The organism is Pseudomarimonas arenosa (assembly GCF_014841215.1).
Taxonomy (GTDB): Bacteria; Pseudomonadota; Gammaproteobacteria; order Xanthomonadales; family Xanthomonadaceae; genus Pseudomarimonas; species Pseudomarimonas arenosa.
The window spans coordinates 1-16,400 of sequence record NZ_JACYTR010000060.1 but is presented as its reverse complement, the minus strand read 5'-3'; the positions used below and the strand labels follow the sequence as shown (position 1 = coordinate 16,400).

Annotated in this window: 13 protein-coding genes and 1 pseudogene; 6 read left to right on the top strand and 8 right to left on the bottom strand. The window is 62.9% G+C overall.

All coding sequences use genetic code 11. The features are described 5' to 3' along the window. Positions 1 to 30 precede the first annotated feature (30 nt). The 6 genes from pabC to fabD all read right to left on the bottom strand — a co-directional run bounded on the left by pabC (position 31) and on the right by fabD (position 5,786). Positions 31 to 879, bottom strand: coding sequence for an aminodeoxychorismate lyase (pabC, locus tag IFO71_RS18225; protein WP_192031105.1), 849 nt, complete (start codon positions 877 to 879; stop codon positions 31 to 33). After that, on the bottom strand, positions 876 to 2,279 hold the full coding sequence (locus IFO71_RS18220) for an aminodeoxychorismate synthase component I (RefSeq protein WP_332309412.1): 1,404 nt from the start codon (positions 2,277 to 2,279) through the stop codon (positions 876 to 878). The genes pabC and IFO71_RS18220 overlap by 4 nt, the downstream gene beginning before the upstream one ends. Positions 2,280 to 2,285: 6 nt before the next feature. Further along, a complete protein-coding gene (gene fabF / locus IFO71_RS18215) occupies positions 2,286 to 3,524 on the bottom strand; it encodes a beta-ketoacyl-ACP synthase II (protein WP_192031103.1) in 1,239 nt (412 codons plus the stop codon). 221 nt (positions 3,525 to 3,745) lie between these two features. Next, on the bottom strand, positions 3,746 to 3,985 hold the full coding sequence (acpP, locus tag IFO71_RS18210; protein WP_192031102.1) for an acyl carrier protein: 240 nt from the start codon (positions 3,983 to 3,985) through the stop codon (positions 3,746 to 3,748). Positions 3,986 to 4,101: 116 nt separating this feature from the next. Beyond that, on the bottom strand, positions 4,102 to 4,845 hold the full coding sequence (gene fabG / locus IFO71_RS18205) for a 3-oxoacyl-ACP reductase FabG (protein ID WP_192031101.1): 744 nt from the start codon (positions 4,843 to 4,845) through the stop codon (positions 4,102 to 4,104). Then, positions 4,842 to 5,786 (bottom strand): ACP S-malonyltransferase, encoded by a 945-nt coding sequence (gene fabD, locus IFO71_RS18200; protein ID WP_192031100.1) that lies wholly within the window; start codon positions 5,784 to 5,786, stop codon positions 4,842 to 4,844. Before fabD ends, fabG begins: the two co-directional genes overlap by 4 nt. A 142-nt stretch (positions 5,787 to 5,928) precedes the next feature. Between fabD and IFO71_RS18195 the strand changes: the two genes are divergently transcribed. Beyond that, positions 5,929 to 6,831 carry an alpha/beta fold hydrolase gene (locus IFO71_RS18195; RefSeq protein ID WP_192031099.1) on the top strand — a complete coding sequence of 301 codons (903 nt, stop codon included), beginning with the start codon at positions 5,929 to 5,931 and terminating at the stop codon, positions 6,829 to 6,831. A gap of 309 nt (positions 6,832 to 7,140) precedes the next feature. Here the strand turns inward: IFO71_RS18195 and IFO71_RS18190 are convergent. Both IFO71_RS18190 and IFO71_RS18185 read right to left on the bottom strand, forming a co-directional pair. Next, positions 7,141 to 8,949: pseudogene (locus IFO71_RS18190) on the bottom strand (DEAD/DEAH box helicase); the annotation flags it as partial. Between the two features lie 129 nt (positions 8,950 to 9,078). Beyond that, a complete protein-coding gene (locus tag IFO71_RS18185) occupies positions 9,079 to 9,306 on the bottom strand; it encodes a hypothetical protein (RefSeq protein WP_192031097.1) in 228 nt (75 codons plus the stop codon). 747 nt (positions 9,307 to 10,053) lie between these two features. Between IFO71_RS18185 and IFO71_RS18180 the strand changes: the two genes are divergently transcribed. The 5 genes from IFO71_RS18180 (at position 10,054) to IFO71_RS18160 (ending at position 16,176) form a co-directional block, all read left to right on the top strand. Continuing rightward, the gene (locus IFO71_RS18180) at positions 10,054 to 10,719 is read left to right on the top strand and encodes a response regulator (protein ID WP_332309411.1); all 666 of its coding nucleotides are present in this window, start codon (positions 10,054 to 10,056) and stop codon (positions 10,717 to 10,719) included. Beyond that, positions 10,716 to 11,393 (top strand): cupredoxin domain-containing protein, encoded by a 678-nt coding sequence (locus IFO71_RS18175; protein ID WP_192031096.1) that lies wholly within the window; start codon positions 10,716 to 10,718, stop codon positions 11,391 to 11,393. Before IFO71_RS18180 ends, IFO71_RS18175 begins: the two co-directional genes overlap by 4 nt. Positions 11,394 to 11,661: 268 nt before the next feature. Next, positions 11,662 to 14,355, top strand: coding sequence for a protein kinase domain-containing protein (locus tag IFO71_RS18170; protein WP_192031095.1), 2,694 nt, complete (start codon positions 11,662 to 11,664; stop codon positions 14,353 to 14,355). Continuing rightward, positions 14,352 to 15,452, top strand: coding sequence for a hypothetical protein (locus IFO71_RS18165; protein ID WP_192031094.1), 1,101 nt, complete (start codon positions 14,352 to 14,354; stop codon positions 15,450 to 15,452). Before IFO71_RS18170 ends, IFO71_RS18165 begins: the two co-directional genes overlap by 4 nt. Positions 15,453 to 15,498: 46 nt before the next feature. After that, positions 15,499 to 16,176, top strand: a complete 678-nt coding sequence (locus IFO71_RS18160) for an SDR family oxidoreductase (protein WP_192031093.1) — start codon at positions 15,499 to 15,501, stop codon at positions 16,174 to 16,176. Positions 16,177 to 16,400 lie beyond the last annotated feature (224 nt).

Sequence of the window (16,400 nt, the reverse complement as noted above, 5' to 3'; positions counted from 1 at the left end):
CACCGCACGCGCTGGCGGCCGTGGTCATGATCAATAGTCAAATGCGGGCTCCTGTTGCAGCAAACGCGAACGCAACGCCGAGGCAGCCGCCGCCCCGGGCAGCACCCGCTCATCGAGGCTGGCTACCGGGAGGATACCGCGAACGCTATTGCAGACGGCCAGCCCCTCGACCTGATCCAGGTTCGACGCCGACAGCGAACATTCGTCGACCCAGCCCCATTGCAGTAGCTCAGCGCGGCAAATGCCGGCAATACCGCAATCGACGATCGGCGGCGTATGCCAGCCGTGCCGATCCAGCCAGAGCAGATTGCCGATGGTGGCGCAGACCACATCACCGGCAGCATCCAGCAGCAGCCCTTCATCGAAATGACTGCGCTGCTCTGAGGGCAGTGCCTGCCATTCCAAACGGGCCAGCACCTGTTCCAGACGATTCAGGTGCTTGATGCCGGCCAAGGCCGGCTGCGCGGCCAGTCGCAATGCGCAGCAGCGCACTCGCAACCCGCCACCGTCGACAGATTGCGGTGCCGGGAAAAGCAGCATCAAGCGCCGCGGTGACCGCGAGGCATCGGCAGAATAGCCACGCCCGCCACTGCCTCGGGTCAGGCTGATCCGCAGCACGGCGTGAGTTGGCAACGCCACATCCAGGGCCCTCAGCAGGAGATCAAGCTCCCGCTGCCAGTCTTTCGCTGCCGGCGCATCCATGCCCAATCGCTGGGCACCCTGGCACAGCCGATCGATGTGTTGTGTCCACCACAACGGTTGGCCGTACTCGAGCAGAATCGTTTCAAACACGCCGTCACCGTACAGCAGCCCGCGGTCGTCAATTGGCACCCGATCCGTCGGCACACCATCGACCAGGCTGGCCAGCCGCTCGCTCATCCCTGCAAGGCTGCCAGCAGCCCACGGGCCTTGGCCCGCGTTTCGGCCAGTTCAGCCTCGGGGTCAGAATCGGCTACCACCCCGGCGCCGGCGCGAAAGCGCAAGGTCTGCCCGACCAAGGAGAGCGAGCGAATCAATATGTTCAGATCCATGTCGGCTGAGCGGCTCAACCAACCGATTGCCCCGGTGTAGGGTCCGCGTGCACTCTGTTCCAACTCGGCGATGATCTCCATGCAGCGCACCTTCGGGCAGCCGGTGATGGTGCCGCCGGGGAACACGGCGCGAATCAAATCGCCGGGCGACAGCGCTGGCTTGGCGTGTCCAGACACGGTCGACTCGATGTGATGCACATGAGCATAGGTTTCCACGGCCATCAGGTCATCGACCTGCACGCTGCCAGGCACGCTGACCCGCCCCAGGTCGTTGCGTTCAAGATCGATCAGCATGATGTGTTCGGCGCGCTCTTTCGGGTGGCTGAGCAACTCAGCCACCAGGGCGGCCTCCTGTTCCGCACTACCGCGGGCACGGGTGCCGGCAATCGGCCGGGTCTCCAAGCGCTCTCCGCGTCGAGAGACCAACCTCTCAGGCGAGGAACTGATCACCCACTGATCGCCATCCAGCACCATCAAACCGGCAAATGGCGCCGGGTTGCTGCGGCGCAGGGCGCTGTAGACCTCGGTAGCTCCCTGCCCGGCGCGCAACTCCGCCTGCCAGCCGCGCGACAGGTTGACCTGAAACACATCGCCGGCCGCAATGTACTCAAGGCAGCGCCGCACACCCTGCACATAGCGCTCGGCGGGCTCCTCGCTCAACTTCTCAATGGTGACCGGGCTGGCCTCGCTTGCCGGAGCGCGGACCGCGCTATTGGCGCCCAACTCTGCACAAAGCGCGTCGAACAACTCAGGCTGATCGCCTTCGCACTCGATCCAGCAGTCGCCGGTGCGCCGATCTCGGACGATCGCCGCCGGACAGCGCTGCGCTACAGCAATCGGCAACCCGGACTCTGGCGCGGACAGGCGCAAGCGTGGCTCGATCTCGCCGGCCAGTTCATAGCCAAGAAACAGGGCCCAGCCGCCGCTGAACAGCGGCGCCGACTCCAGTTGAATGCGTGGACCGGAGACCGGCAGAGCCAGCTGCTGCCACCAGACATCGAGCGCCGTCAGGAATCCGCCCTGCGGAGTGAACGGCAGGTTCTCTCCAGCGAGCTGTCCATCGCCGTTCAACACCAGGCGTTGCGCTGACCCGACCAATAACAGGTCAAAGCGACCGCGTGCACCTTCGGCCGCACTTTCCAGCAGCAGCGGAAAGCGCCCTGGATCGCCCGCCTGCAGGGCAAGCAGGTCGGGCGACGCTGCCAGCCGACAGATGCGCGCCGGCACGGCCGCGAGCACAGCAGTCACCGGTGGCTAGATCTTGCGGAAGACCAGGGTGCCATTGGTGCCGCCGAAGCCAAAGCCGTTCGACACCGCGACCTGGATCGCCTTTTCTCGCGCCACATTTGGCACGTAGTCGAGATCACAGCCTTCGCTCGGCGACTCCAGATTGATGGTCGGCGGAATCACTCCGCGATGCAGGGCAAGAATGCTGAACACCGCTTCCACACCACCGGCAGCACCCAGCAGATGACCTGTCATCGACTTGGTCGAGCTGACCATCAGCTTGTAGGCATGGTCGCCGAAGGTCTTTTTCATCGACAGGGTTTCGGCGAGATCGCCCAGCGGCGTCGAGGTGCCGTGCGCATTCAGGTAGTCGACCTGATCCGGATTCAAGCCGGCGTCACGCAACGCCATGCGCATGCAACGCGCCGGCCCCTCGCCGTTGTCGCTCGGTGCCGTCATGTGGAAGGCGTCCGAACTGGCGCCGAAGCCGGCCAGTTCGCAATAGATGCGCGCCCCGCGCGCCTTGGCGTGCTCGTATTCTTCCAGGATCAGTACACCAGCGCCGTCGCCCAGCACAAAGCCATCGCGGCCCTTGTCCCAAGGCCGGCTGGCCTTGGTCGGATCGTCATTGCGGGTGGACAGTGCCTTCATCGAGCAGAAACCACCGACCGCGGTGGGCGAGGAACCGCGCTCGGCGCCGCCGGCCAGCATGACGTCGGCATCGCCGTACTGAATCATGCGCATCGCCACGCCAATGCTGTGATTGCTGGTGGCGCAGGCCGATACTGCAGAGAAATTGGGCCCTTTCAGCCCCTTCATGATGCTGACCTGGCCGGGCAGCATATTGATGATGGTACTCGGCACATAGAACGGCGAAATCTTGCGCGGGCCACCGTCGATATAACGCGCGGTTTGCTCCTCGATGCCGAGAATGCCGCCGATGCCTGAACCCAGAATCGCACCGATGCGTTCAGCATTGGTTTCGGTGATCTCAAGGCCCGCGTCCTCGATCGCCATGAACGAGGCGGCTACGCCATAGTGGATGAAGATGTCCATCTTCTTGGCGTCTTTCGGCGATATCCACACCGTCGGATCGAAGTCCTTCACCTGTCCGGCGATCTTGGTAGTGAACTGCGCGGCATCAAATACGGTGATCGGAGCAATGCCGCTGCGGCCATGGATGATGCTGTCCCATGCGCTGTCCAAGGTGTTGCCCACCGGCGACACGATGCCCATTCCAGTCACTACGACGCGTCGTTTGCTCATGTTCTGATTCTCGACTTTGCCAACAGCTGCGCCTCGCCGGCGCAGATCACCATGATCGCACCCCTGAGGCAGGCTGTCCGCTGAGGAGGATGACATGCCATTGGCGGCATGTTCAGCGTTGCCACACAAACATCCGTTTCAAACTGATCATGCAAATTCGGACGTTTGAAACGCACGGGGCCGCACGTTGGCGGCCCCGTTTCACGCAAATCGGAGAGCTATCAGCTCTTGACGTGCGCCTTCACGTAATCGATGGCCTGCTGCACGCTGGTGATCTTCTCGGCTTCTTCGTCCGGAATCTCGCACTCGAACTCTTCTTCCAGCGCCATCACCAGCTCAACGGTGTCCAGCGAATCTGCGCCCAGATCGTCAACAAAGCTGGCATTCGCAGTGACTTCTTCTTCCTTGACGCCAAGCTGCTCAACCACAATCTTCTTGACGCGTTCTTCGATGGTGCTCATGGGTTTTGTAACCTCCCGGGGTGAACTGGTTCTTATCGTCGGCCAGAGAGCCCCGGCCGTAAGGGGCGCATTGTAGTGGGAATTGGCGGCTGACAACAGTCGCGGAACGCCCTCAATCAGGGCATGTACATTCCGCCGTTGACATGCAGGGTTTCGCCGGTGATGTAGCCGGCCGCAGGCGAGGCCAGAAAGGCCACGGCTTCAGCGATGTCCTGCGCCGAGCCGAGCCGGCCCAAGGCGATCTGCCCGAGCATGGCCTCTTTCTGAGCTTCCGGCAGATCGCGAGTCATATCGGTCTCGATAAAGCCCGGCGCCACCACATTGACCGTGATGCCGCGACTGCCGACCTCACGGGCTAGGGACTTCGAAAAGCCGATGATGCCGGCCTTGGCGGCAGCGTAGTTAGCCTGCCCGGCATTGCCAATCAGGCCAATCACCGAAGCGATATTGATGATCCGGCCCTTGCGTGCCTTCATCATGCTGCGCATCACCGCTTTCGACATCCGGAACACCGAGCTCAGATTGGTATCCAGAATGGCCTGCCAGTCGTCATCCTTCATGCGCATCAACAGCTGATCACGTGTGATGCCAGCGTTGTTGACCAGGATGCTGACTCCACCAAAAGTCTTGTTCAGTTCCTCGACCAAAGCCTCGCCGACACCGGGCTGAGCAACGTCCAGTACCCGGCCGTGACCGCCTTTGTCAGCCAGGCGTTGGCCAATAGCCGCGGCGCCCGCTTCGCTGGTGGCAGTGCCGATGACGGTGGCGCCGCGCGCGGCCAGCAGGTCGGCGATCGCCGCACCTATGCCTCGACTGGCACCAGTCACCAGGACAATCTCGCCGTTCAGTGCATTGCTCATTGAACACTCCATTCCGTTTTCGCTTGCTGCAAGTCTGCCACGGCTCCCAAGGGGCGGTGGTCGAGCTGCTTGTCGATGCGCTTGCCCAGACCCGTCAGCACCTTGCCCGGCCCGCACTCACCCAACCTTCCGATACCGCGCGCCGCTAATGCTTGCACGCATTCGGTCCAGCGCACAGGGAGGTAGAGCTGGCGACGCAGAGCATCCTGGATGGCCTCGACACTATCGAGCACCTTGGCATCGACGTTTTGCACCACCGGAATGCTCGGCACCGACCATGACAGTTTGGCCATGCTGCCTGCCAGCTGTTCCGCTGCCTCGCGCATCAAGGGCGTGTGCGAAGGCACACTGACCGCCAACTTCACCATCTTGCGGACACCTCGATCCGCCAGCATGGCCAGGGCGGCGTCGACCCCTGCCGCGCTGCCGCCGATCACGATCTGGCCTGGGGAGTTGAAATTGGCCGCAACCACCACCTCCGGTGCTGCGACCGACTGGCACACTTCGGCCACCAAATCGTCTTCAGCCCCGAGCACGGCTGCCATTGCGCCGGCTCCTGCCGGCACCGCGGCCTGCATCAAGCGACCGCGCTCGCGGACCAGCCGTGCGCCATCAGAAAGCGACAAGGCCCCGGCGGCCACCAGCGCGGCGTACTCACCGAGGCTGTGCCCAGCCAAGGCGTCGGGAACGGCGCCACCCTCGGCCTGCCAGACCCGCCACACGGCCACACCGGCCGCCAACAAGGCCGGCTGGGTGAACTCGGTCTGATTCAGCTGTTCTTCCGGCCCGCTCTGACTCAGGGCCCAGAGGTCTACGCCAGCGCCCTCCGAGGCTTCATCGAAGCAGGCTTTCACTGCCGGATAGGCGGCAGCAAGCTCAGCCAACATGCCGATCGACTGCGAACCCTGACCCGGAAACACCAATGCCAATGAGGAGGCCATCTACCCGTCCTTACGATTTCGGGGCGCGGAGTTTACCTCCGACCATGCCCGGAGCGTCTGTACCCTAGCGTAGGGAGCGAGGCTTCACCACATGGCACACTCTTGGATGGCGTGGCCTGGGTCGAACGGCGTGCAAGCAAATATGGATTGGAACCAATGGCGGGTCAGCGGTGATCATCTGCAGTGGCGCGACCAGCGGGTGTTCTACCGCATGGGCGGACGGGGCCCGGCACTGCTGCTGATCCACGGGTTTCCGACATCAAGCTGGGACTGGCAGCCGCTGTGGCGAGACCTGGCCCGGGATCACCAGCTGATAGCGCCCGACCTGCTCGGCTTTGGCGCCAGCAGCAAGCCGTATCCACATCGCTATTCCATCTTCGAACAGGCCGATCTGTGCGCCGACCTGATCACTCGCCTGCGCATCGATCGGGCCCAGGTGTTGGCCCATGACTATGGCGACACCGTGGCGCAGGAGCTTCTGGCGCGCCAGCAGGCCGGAGATCTGCCGTTTCAGATCGAAAGAATGGTGTTCCTCAATGGCGGTCTGTTTCCCGAATGCCATCGGCCGCTGCTGCTGCAAAAGCTGCTGCTATCGCCCCTGGGGCCGCTGCTGCGTCACCTGATCGGTCGTTCGGCCTTGCGCCGCAGCATGCGTCGCATCTTTGCCAAGACCAGTCCGCCCAGCGAGGCAGACATTGATGCGTTCTGGGCTCAGATCAGTGAGCACGAAGGACAGCGCTGCCTGCCCTCGCTGCTGGGCTATATCCCGGAGCGGGCCGCGCATCGTCAGCGCTGGGTGGGTGCCATGCAAGCCAGTATCTGCCCACTCGGCTTCATCAACGGCAGCAACGACCCTATCTCTGGCGCCCACATGCTAGCCCGCTGGCGCGAATTGCTGCCACAACACGGCGCGATCGCGCTCGACGGTGTTGGTCACTACCCGCAGATCGAAGCGCCCGCGCAGGTGCTGGACGCCTATCGATGCCTGCTTCGAGGGGACTCAATGCTGAGTCCGCCTCCATCGGACGGGGTGAAGGGTCGCTAGCAAGCTAGTGTCCTGTCGCAGAAATACGTTTCGCAAGGCGCGCAATCTTTTGCAAGATTGAGTCGGCGGTGGCGATCCACTGGAAAGGGGTTGCGTCAGCGTTGTATCGGGTTACGAAGAGCTCAATCTCACCATCCGCGCGCAATCGGCCCATCAGCGTTTCCCGCAACCAAGCCCGGAAAAGTATACGTCATTTATGAATGTTATTTATGCGACATGACACTAGCGGTCGCGCTTGCCGCCTTTAGGGCCGCCCGCTTTGAAGCCGCCGGGCTTGTATCCGCCTGACTTGTACCCGTCGGGCTTATTGCCTCCAGGCTTGGGGCCTCGCGAAGGCCGTCCTTCCCCCCGATCATCCCCTCGCCCGCCTGGGCCGCCAGGTCCGGCGCGCTTGCCGCCTGGCCGCTTGCTGCCGCGGCTGGGCAACTCATCCCGCGCGGTGGCTTTGCGCATCTTCAAGCGTTGTCCGCTCACCCACACACCCTGCATGTGAGCGATCAGCTCTTCCGGCATGCCCTCCGGGAGATCGACCAGGCTGTACTCGTCGCCGATTTCGATGCGCCCGATAAAGCGGCTCTCCAGCCCGGCCTCATTGGCAATGGCACCGACCAGGTTGCCCGGCTTCACGCCATGCTGATAGCCAACCTCGACTCGATAAGCCTCCATCGCATAGCCTTCCTGCGGCGCCACCCGCGGCGGCGCAGAGCGCGCGCTCTCGCCGCTCTCCGGCGGACCGCGCCGCGGCCGTTCCGGTCGCGGCGTCTGCACCGGCTCGGGCGGCAGCAACAGCGGCTCTTCGCCCTGTAGCAGGCGCGCCAGTGCCGCTGCCACGTCATCCGCTGAAACATTCTGTTCAGACTTGTAGCGCCGGATCATGGCCTGAAACGGCGCCAATTCCGGATCACCCAAGGCGTCAGTGATGCGACTCAGGAACTTGCTGACCCGCTGCTCATTCACTGCGTCAACGCTGGGCAAGGACATCTGCTCGATGGGCTGTCGGGTGGCGCGCTCGATCGAGCGCAACATGCCGCGCTCGCGTGGTGTGACAAACAGAATGGCCTCACCCTGCCGGCCAGCGCGACCGGTACGGCCGATGCGGTGAACATAGCTTTCGGTGTCGTAGGGGATGTCGTAATTCAACACATGACTGATCCGCTCCACATCGAGGCCGCGAGCCGCCACGTCGGTGGCAACCAGGATGTCGAGATGCCCCTCGCGCAAACGCTGAACAGTGCGTTCGCGCTGCGCCTGCGCCAGATCGCCATTGATTGCAGCGGCCGAAAAACCACGTGCCGACAGCTTTTCAGCCAGTTCTTCGGTGGCCTGTTTGGTGCGGGTGAAGATGATCATGGCATCGAAGGTTTCGACCTCCAGAATGCGGGTCAACGCATCCAGCTTGTCGAGGCCGCTGACCCACCAGTAACGCTGGCGGATGTTCTCCGCCGTGGTGGTCTTGGCCGCGATCGCCACCTCTTCGGGGTCGCGCAGGTAGGTGCGTGCCAGACGCCGGATCGGTGCCGGCATGGTGGCCGAGAACAGCGCAATCTGACGCTGTTCGGGCAAGCGTTTCAGCACTGCCTCGACATCATCGACAAAGCCCATGCGCAGCATTTCATCGGCCTCATCCAGCACCAGCGTCTGCAAGGTGGACAGATCCAGCGTACCGCGCTCCAGATGGTCAATCACTCGCCCCGGCGTACCCACTACCACCTGCACACCTCGTTTCAGCGCCTTCAGCTGCGGCCCGTAGGCTTGCCCGCCGTAGATCGGCAAGACATGGAAGTCACGCATGTGCGAAGCATATTTCTGGAAGGCTTCTGCCACCTGGATGGCCAGCTCGCGGGTCGGGCAAAGCACCAAGGCCTGGGTGGAGGCGGACTGAATGTTCAAGCGATGCAAGATAGGCAGGGCGAAGGCCGCCGTCTTGCCGGTGCCGGTTTGCGCCTGCCCCAGAACATCCCGGCCCTGCATCAGCAGGGGCAAGGTTGCCGCCTGAATGGGCGACGGCGTCTCATAGCCAACATCGGACAGCGAACGCAGCAGTGGTTCGGCCAATCCCAGCGATGTGAAGCTGGCCATGGCGGTGGGTTCAGAATCAGTGCTAGATGCGCGGCTCATCGGTACTTCCAGATCAATGTAATGTCGATTGAAACTGCCTTCACAGGCAGTCGTGAATGTCTTCGCCCGGCTACTCGCCGCGCATGACCCATCGGGATCGGCCCTTCACTGCCGATCCGACCGGCTTGTTCAATGGCCGCGTCGAGGCAACCGGCGTGCGTTGGCGCAACCGATCGGCAACGGGAGCAGCAGCCCGGCAGCAGCCATCCACATTGGATGCGGAATCATCCAGAGACTGACCGCTGTGCCCAGCAGCATCGCCACGCCCACCGCCAGACAGGGGCCCAACGGCGCGCAGCGCGACAGCTGGGCTGCCATTGCTGACCCAACGAACGCTCCGGCAGCCCAGGCCAGCATCACAAAGTCCTTGGCCGGGCAAGCATTTTCCGCCCCATCAGCCCGCCCCTTTGTGGCGCTTTTGCGTCGTTGCCTTGGCACCGCTCTTGTCGGCCTGGGGCGCCGGCCGCGAGTCGGACCCGGGCAACTGGTCGCCAATGACCGATTTCAGCGGACATAGACTGAAGATGGGGCAGCGGCGACAACCTGCGGTAAGAGCGACAGGACAGAGGGTGACCGCCATTGCGTTGCTCCTTGCCTGAGGGTGACACCCTCCGATCAGTGGTGGATCGGTTGGCGACAAGCGAGGCCCGTTCCATACGAAACACGGCGCTCCGCGCTGCTAGTGTAGCGACTAGCCGGGCATTGTGCCCATTTCGTAGCGTCTGGCTTAACCGGCTGCTGAGGGAGAGATCGATGCGCACTGATTTTCGCGCGGCGACGACTGCCCCGGAACTCCCTCCGGGGAGGGCCGGGGTGGGTTTAGGGAGCCGATCTTTGCCTGCCCAGGGGTCTCGCATAGCGAGGTTCCTGGGTAGGGGCTCGGCTCCCCATCGCCCCCCTCCCCAAATATCGGGAAGAGCGCCCCGGGGCAACCGTCGCCGCGCGAAAATCACTGCAGCGTTGCGTCCGTCCGCCAATTCGCCGCGTACAACGCTCAGCTTTTGCCATTGATCGGAAGACAAGCGAAACTGCTGCCGCTCGCAGCCTTGAGTAAGAATTGCGTGCCCGGCGCCAGGACGCGCCCGCCGATCACACGTCTGTCGCGTGAGATCAATCGAAACGCCGGCTCCGCAATGCTCTAAGCTGAGCGCAAGTCGGCGGCAATCCAGGCGGAATGGGAGATTCCGACTGGACTTTGGATTCTTTGGGGAGTTGAACGTGATACCTGCAAAACCAAGCCTGTTTCGCCGATTGTTTGGGGGCGGCGAAACGACACAAACCGAACGTCGCAAGCGGCCGCGCACGCCGCCGCGCGCCGGCACCCGCATCTTGATCATCGACGACTCGGCCACGGTGATCGCCGTGCTGGGCAAGATGCTGCGTCAGAACGGCTACGAGACCATCGCCGCGGCGGACGCCGAAAGTGGCCTGGAGTCCGCCGCGAGTGATCCTCCGGACATGGTCTTTCTCGACATCGTCTTGCCCGGCATGAATGGCTTCGCCGCGCTGCGCGCGTTGCGCCGTGAAGAAGCCACCAAGCTGACACCGATCATCATGATGAGCGGCAACATGCAGGCGACCGAGCAGTTCTACGCGCAGAAGATCGGCGCCGACGATTTTCTCAAGAAGCCGTTCCCGCGTGCCGAACTATTCGCCAAGCTCGAGCGGCTGTTGGCCGAAGACCGGCGCCCAACACCGCCCGCCGGCAGCAACCCGCCGTCACCCGAAGGCCCGCCGGAGGTGGTCAGCGACTTCGAGAAGATCGAATGAATCCATGCCGGCGATTGTTGACGGCCTTGCTGCTCGCGCTGGTGGGCCTACCCACCGGCGCCGCGGAATTGCGGGGCAACGTACGCATCGAGGCCATGGGCCAGGCGCTACGGCCCGGCGAGGCCAGTCAGGCGGTGGTGTATTTTCGACCAGCCGCCGCTTTCGAGGCACCGCAGCCAATGCCGATGGCGCAAATGGTGACCCGCCGCAAGGAGTTCGTGCCACGCGTTCTGCCGATCACTCCGGGTACCAAGGTGCGCTTTCCGAACCAGGATCCGATCCTGCACAACGCTTTTTCCAGCAGCAGCGGCAACACCTTCGATACCGGCGTCTACGGTAGTGGCGACGGCGCGGAACATGTATTCACCAAGCCGGGCCTGGTCAACGTCTATTGCAATGTCCATCACTCGATGGCCGCCTACATTCTGGTGCTCGACACACCTTGGTTCACTCAGCCCGATGCTCAGGGCAACTTCGTGCTAAGGGATGTGCCAGAAGGCCCAGGCGATCTGGTGGTCTATCATGACCGCAGCGCCCCCTGGACGGCACGCATCGACCCCAGCGACGCGCCCGAGCAGGTCGTGGTTCTGGAGTTGACACGGCGCAAGGTGCCGCCGCATATGAACAAGTTTGGAAAGCCCTACGGCCGCGCCGGAAACACTCGCAACTATTGAATTGTCTGCCAAACTTGACCCTGCCGGCGGGCTCAGACTGATGCTAGGTTAAGGAACCTCTGAACACGTTCAGAGCTTCATGCGATGCAAGGATGCACCGCCGCAATCAACAACGTAAGTTGTTGATCAGCGTAAGCCTAGTTCGGACCTGTGCCGAACTAGGCGCTTCTGAAAAGGCCAGGATGGACTTGTTCAGACCTTGCTTAAGTCAGACCGGAGCTTGTTCCTGGGCGCCGGCAACGCCCCGCCCTTCCGCCAGAGGTCCGCGATGCAGCCAGATTCAACGCCCGTCACCCGCTATCGGATCCCACTCTCACTGCGCATTTTTCTACTGATTGCCCTGATCCTGATTGCCGCAATCGGTGGAGCCGTTTGGGTCAGTCTGAAGCAGGGCAGCAAGATTGCCGAACGGGCGGTGCAGCATTCCCTGGATGCCAGTCGCGCCCTGCAGGAACAATTCACCGCGCAGCGCCTGGAGGAGGTCAACCTCACCATCCAGTTGCTTGCAGCCGACGCCGCCTTCGTCAACTACATCAGTGAAGCTCAAGGGGGAGGCGAGGTCGCCGGCAATGTTGACCCGCTGCTCACCGAGTCGGCTTCGATCCACGACCTACTGATCGAGCGCCAGGAAGCCTTCCTGTTCGACTTCGGCATGGTGCTCGACTTCCAGGGCAATGTGCTGGCGCGCACCGATGATCCAGAAGCCTTTCAACAAAGCATGGCCGAAGATCCCTTCGTGGCCCCAGCCATCCGCGAACTGCGGCCTTTTTCGGACTTTTGGCGAATGGGCACGGCCATCTATCAGGCCGCCATTCTGCCGCTCGACCAAAGTGGCGACCTGATCGGCTTCCTGATCATTGGCAAACGCATCAACGACGACTTTAGCCAGCAGATTCGCCGCGGTAGCGACGCTGACATCGTCTTCCTGGTGCCGCAGGAGAATCGCGCGGAGATCCTCGGCAGCTCGCTGGACCAGGCTCGCAATCAGGCACTGGCGCGGCAGCTGCAGGATCCAACCGACCCGCTCACGCAGGCGGTGGTGCAAGGCTCGGCGCTGCCGCTCGACACCCTGGTGCTTGGCGAGAGCGAATGGATCGTCCGACTCAATCTGCTGGCGCCGGAGGGCGGGGCCAGCGTCGGCAGTGCCTTGCAGCTGAGTTCCAAACAGGCAGCCGAAGCGGGTTACCGCGAAATCCTCAACACCGTGGGCCTGGCTGGCGGCCTGGCTCTGGCGCTGGCCTTGCCACTGTCATTGATGCTGACCCGCCGCAGTCTGAGCCCGTTGCGCACCATGGCCAAGATGGCCAAGGATGCAGTCGCCGGCAATTATCAATCGCGCATTGCGATCCAGGGACGCGACGAGCTGGCCCAACTGTCGCACGCTTTCGATTCTCTGCTTTCGGATCTGCGTGGCGAGCGCGACATCGAAGCCTATGTGACCAATCTCAGCCGCTTGATGCCCGAGCCAGGAGCCGAGGAGGCGCCCTCTCCCGCCACTACCCAACCAACGCCGATAGCACCGAGCCGCACGCCGATGACCCTGGTATCGCTTGACGCGCGACGCCTGCTGCCCAAGGACGAGGGGCCTGATTCGGCACTGCCGCTGATCAACGCCTGGACCGCCATCATCGAAGGCGTGGCTGCCACCGCGAGTGAGTTCGATGGCCAATTGGTGCAGCACGCCGGCAGCCGTCTCACCGTAGGCTTTGCTGGCGAAAAACGTCTCGTTCATGCCTTGCAGTTTGTCCGTGAGGTGTTGAGCAGTGAGCCAGAGACACCGCTGGCAGTGTTCGACGGGCCAGTGGTGCGCGGCGCGCTGATGGAAGACGGCCTGCCGGTGGCCACGGTTGCCGGACTCACCCTTCCGAATCTGGAACGCCTGGCCTGCGAGGCGCAAGCGGGGCGTGCACTGCTGCCCAAACAACTGGGTGAACACCTGAAGTCGATGTTGGGCGCCGACGCGGTCAGCGTGATCAAGGGCGCCGCCAGCGGCAAAGCCTTCTATGCCATCGACGCCGGCGGACTAGCCGGCCTGCCGGCACCTGCGGTCAGACCTTCGACCAGCACCGCGCAGGACACCATCCAGCGTCCGGCTACCGTCAGCGGACTCAGCAGCGCCAGAACCTCGGAGACGTCGGTGAACGTCGGCAGCCGACTGGGCGGACGCTTTCAGATTCTGTCCGTGCTGGGCAAGGGCGGTATGGGCGTGGTGTACAAAGCCCGAGACCTGGAACTCGACGATGTGGTGGCAATCAAGATGCTGCGCAGCGAGGCACTGCGTGATGGCGATCAGCTCGAACGCCTGAAGAGCGAGATCAAGCTTGCTCGTCGCATCACCCACCCCAATGTGCTGCGCACCTTCGATTTCGGCGAGATCAACGGGCTTCCGTTCATCTCGATGGAGTATGTGCGCGGCATGACGCTGCGCTTCATGCTTGATCAGAGCGATCGCATACCCTACTCCGCTGCGCTACGCATCGCCCGTCAGCTCTGCGCCGGCCTGCAAGCGGCACATGAGGTCGGCGTTCTGCATCGTGACATCAAGCCGGAGAATCTGATTCTTGAAGCCAGCGGCAACGCCAAGCTGATGGACTTCGGCATTGCCCGACCGATCCGTCGTCAAACACCCGGCTCCACCGATCCGGGCATGTACGTCGGCACGCCGGCGTATTCCGCGCCAGAACAATTGTCTGGACAAGACGTTGACCACCGTGCGGATATCTTCGCCAGCGGTGTCTTGATGTGTGAACTGTTCTGCGGCAGCTTGCCGTTCGAAGGCAACAGTACGGTGGAAATCTATATGAATCAGATGCAATTCGAGCCCAAGGCCCCGCGCGAGATGTGGCCGCAGATCTCGCCGGCCTTGGAAGCTCTGATTCTGCGCTGCATTCAGCGCAACGTCGGCGATCGCTTTCAGAGCGCAGCGGAACTCGGCACCGCCCTGTCGGAACTGCGAGCGTGATACGCCAGGCCTGCAGCGCTGCGCTGATCGCCTTCGGGCTGACCGTCAGTTGCTCCGCTTCGGCGCAGACGGTCGACCCATTGCTACAGCAAGCGGAACTCGAAGCTCAGCCGGTCGAGACCGCCTGGACCTATGTTGGCGATTTTGCCGCCCGAGTGGAGAACACCAGCGGTTTTGCCAGTCGCGACGACATCGATCGACAACGCGGCCGGCTGCGCGCAGGGCTGCGCGGCGAGGGAGAGCGCTGGAGCTTCACTGCCACCGGCAAGGCCGGCGCAGGTACCGACGACAACCGCGACAACCGACGCAATCTCGACAACGAGAAGAGCAATGGTGTCGGCCTCGATGAGTTCTGGCTCGGTTGGCGAACCTCTGAACGATTTGAGTGGCGACTCGGCAAGCAACCCTTGCCCGCGGCCACGACTCCGCTGACCTGGGATACCGATCTGCGACCGATTGGCGTGGCCCTGGTCGCCAGCCAGCCGAGTGGCGACTTCAACCGTTGGTCGCTGAACACCGGCTACTTTGCCCCGAATCATCTCTATGAAGACAACTCCCGGCTGGCCCTGATCCAGGCTGGCTGGCACTTTCAGGAAGGCGCGCCGTTTTCGGCCGAAGCGCGGGTCGGCTGGTGGAAGTACAGCGATCTCGAACGCCTGACCCGTGAGGGATTGGCGCGCAGCAATCGCACTCAGGGAAATGTTCTGCTAAGTGACTTTGAGCTGCTGAATGTGCAGCTGGCCGCGACCTGGCAATGGCAGCACAACCCGCTGGAATTGCGGCTCGACATGGTGCGCAACCTGGACTCGCCCAGCGACGATGACGGCGCACGGTTCAGCGCCATCTACGGCCGATCTGATCTGCCGCAGAACTGGGAGATCGCCGTCGCCTATCAACGCATCGGAAGAGACGCAGTGATGGCCGCCTTCAATGCCGACGACTGGTGGTTTCACTCCGCTGCCCGCGGCATCATGCCCTGGGTGGCGTACGGCATCGATGAGACCTGGAGTCTTCAGCTCTCGGGCTTCTACGAACGTGCCGATGGCCAACGCGAACACATCACGCGCTTGCTGCTCGACTTGCGAGCGCGCTGGTAATCGCCCAGCATCCGGTGCCAGAGTTGGCACGACGGAGGACATCACCATGAGTTCAACCCACCACCTGATCATCGGCGCCAATCGTGGCATTGGTCTGGCCCTTGCGCGAGAACTATGCCATGGCGCCACTCCGGTGATCGCCGCTTGCCGCAGCACATCACCCGATCTCGATGCACTGCCGGTGCAGATCGAAACCGGGGTCGATGTCGCTGACCTAGGGTCGCTGCGCGCCCTGTCGCAGCGATTGGGTGATCTACGCATCAACACGCTGATCGTGGTGGCGGGCGTGTTGAGCAAGGAGGCCTTGAATGCCATGGATGAGGATGCGCTGAGTCGCATGCAGCACCAGTTCAATGTCAACACCCTGGGCCCCTTGCGTGCCATCAGCGCGCTTCGAGGCCATCTCGGAAAAGGCAGCAAGATCGGCATACTGACCAGCCGCATGGGCTCGATGGCCGACAACGGATCAGGTGGTTATTACGGCTATCGCGCATCCAAGGCAGCAGTGAATGCGGTGGGTGTCAGCCTGGCGCGCGACCTGGCCGCCGATGAGATTTCCGTGGTCTTGCTGCACCCGGGCTTTGTACGCACCGAAATGACCGGCGGCCAGGGCGATGTCGACGCCGCCACCTCGGCCAAAGGCCTGCTGGCACGACTGGAGGAAACCACGCTGGACAATACAGGCCGCTTTGTCCACGCCGATGGAACGGAGTTGCCGTTCTAGCCAAACCTTCCCTTTCCGCGAACCGACGACTTAACCCGGATATTTCATGAGGGGGCGCGGATGATCAGCGAGGACTTTGCGTCGAGTGCAAGGCGCGACGGGCCCAAGTGGTGGGCCCACTTGGGCGAGATCGGGACGCAGTCCCGCGCAGCTGCGACAGCAGCCGACCGAGCGTAGCGAAGGCGCAGGCTACGAAGTAGCCGTTGCTGCGTAGCAGCCGACCG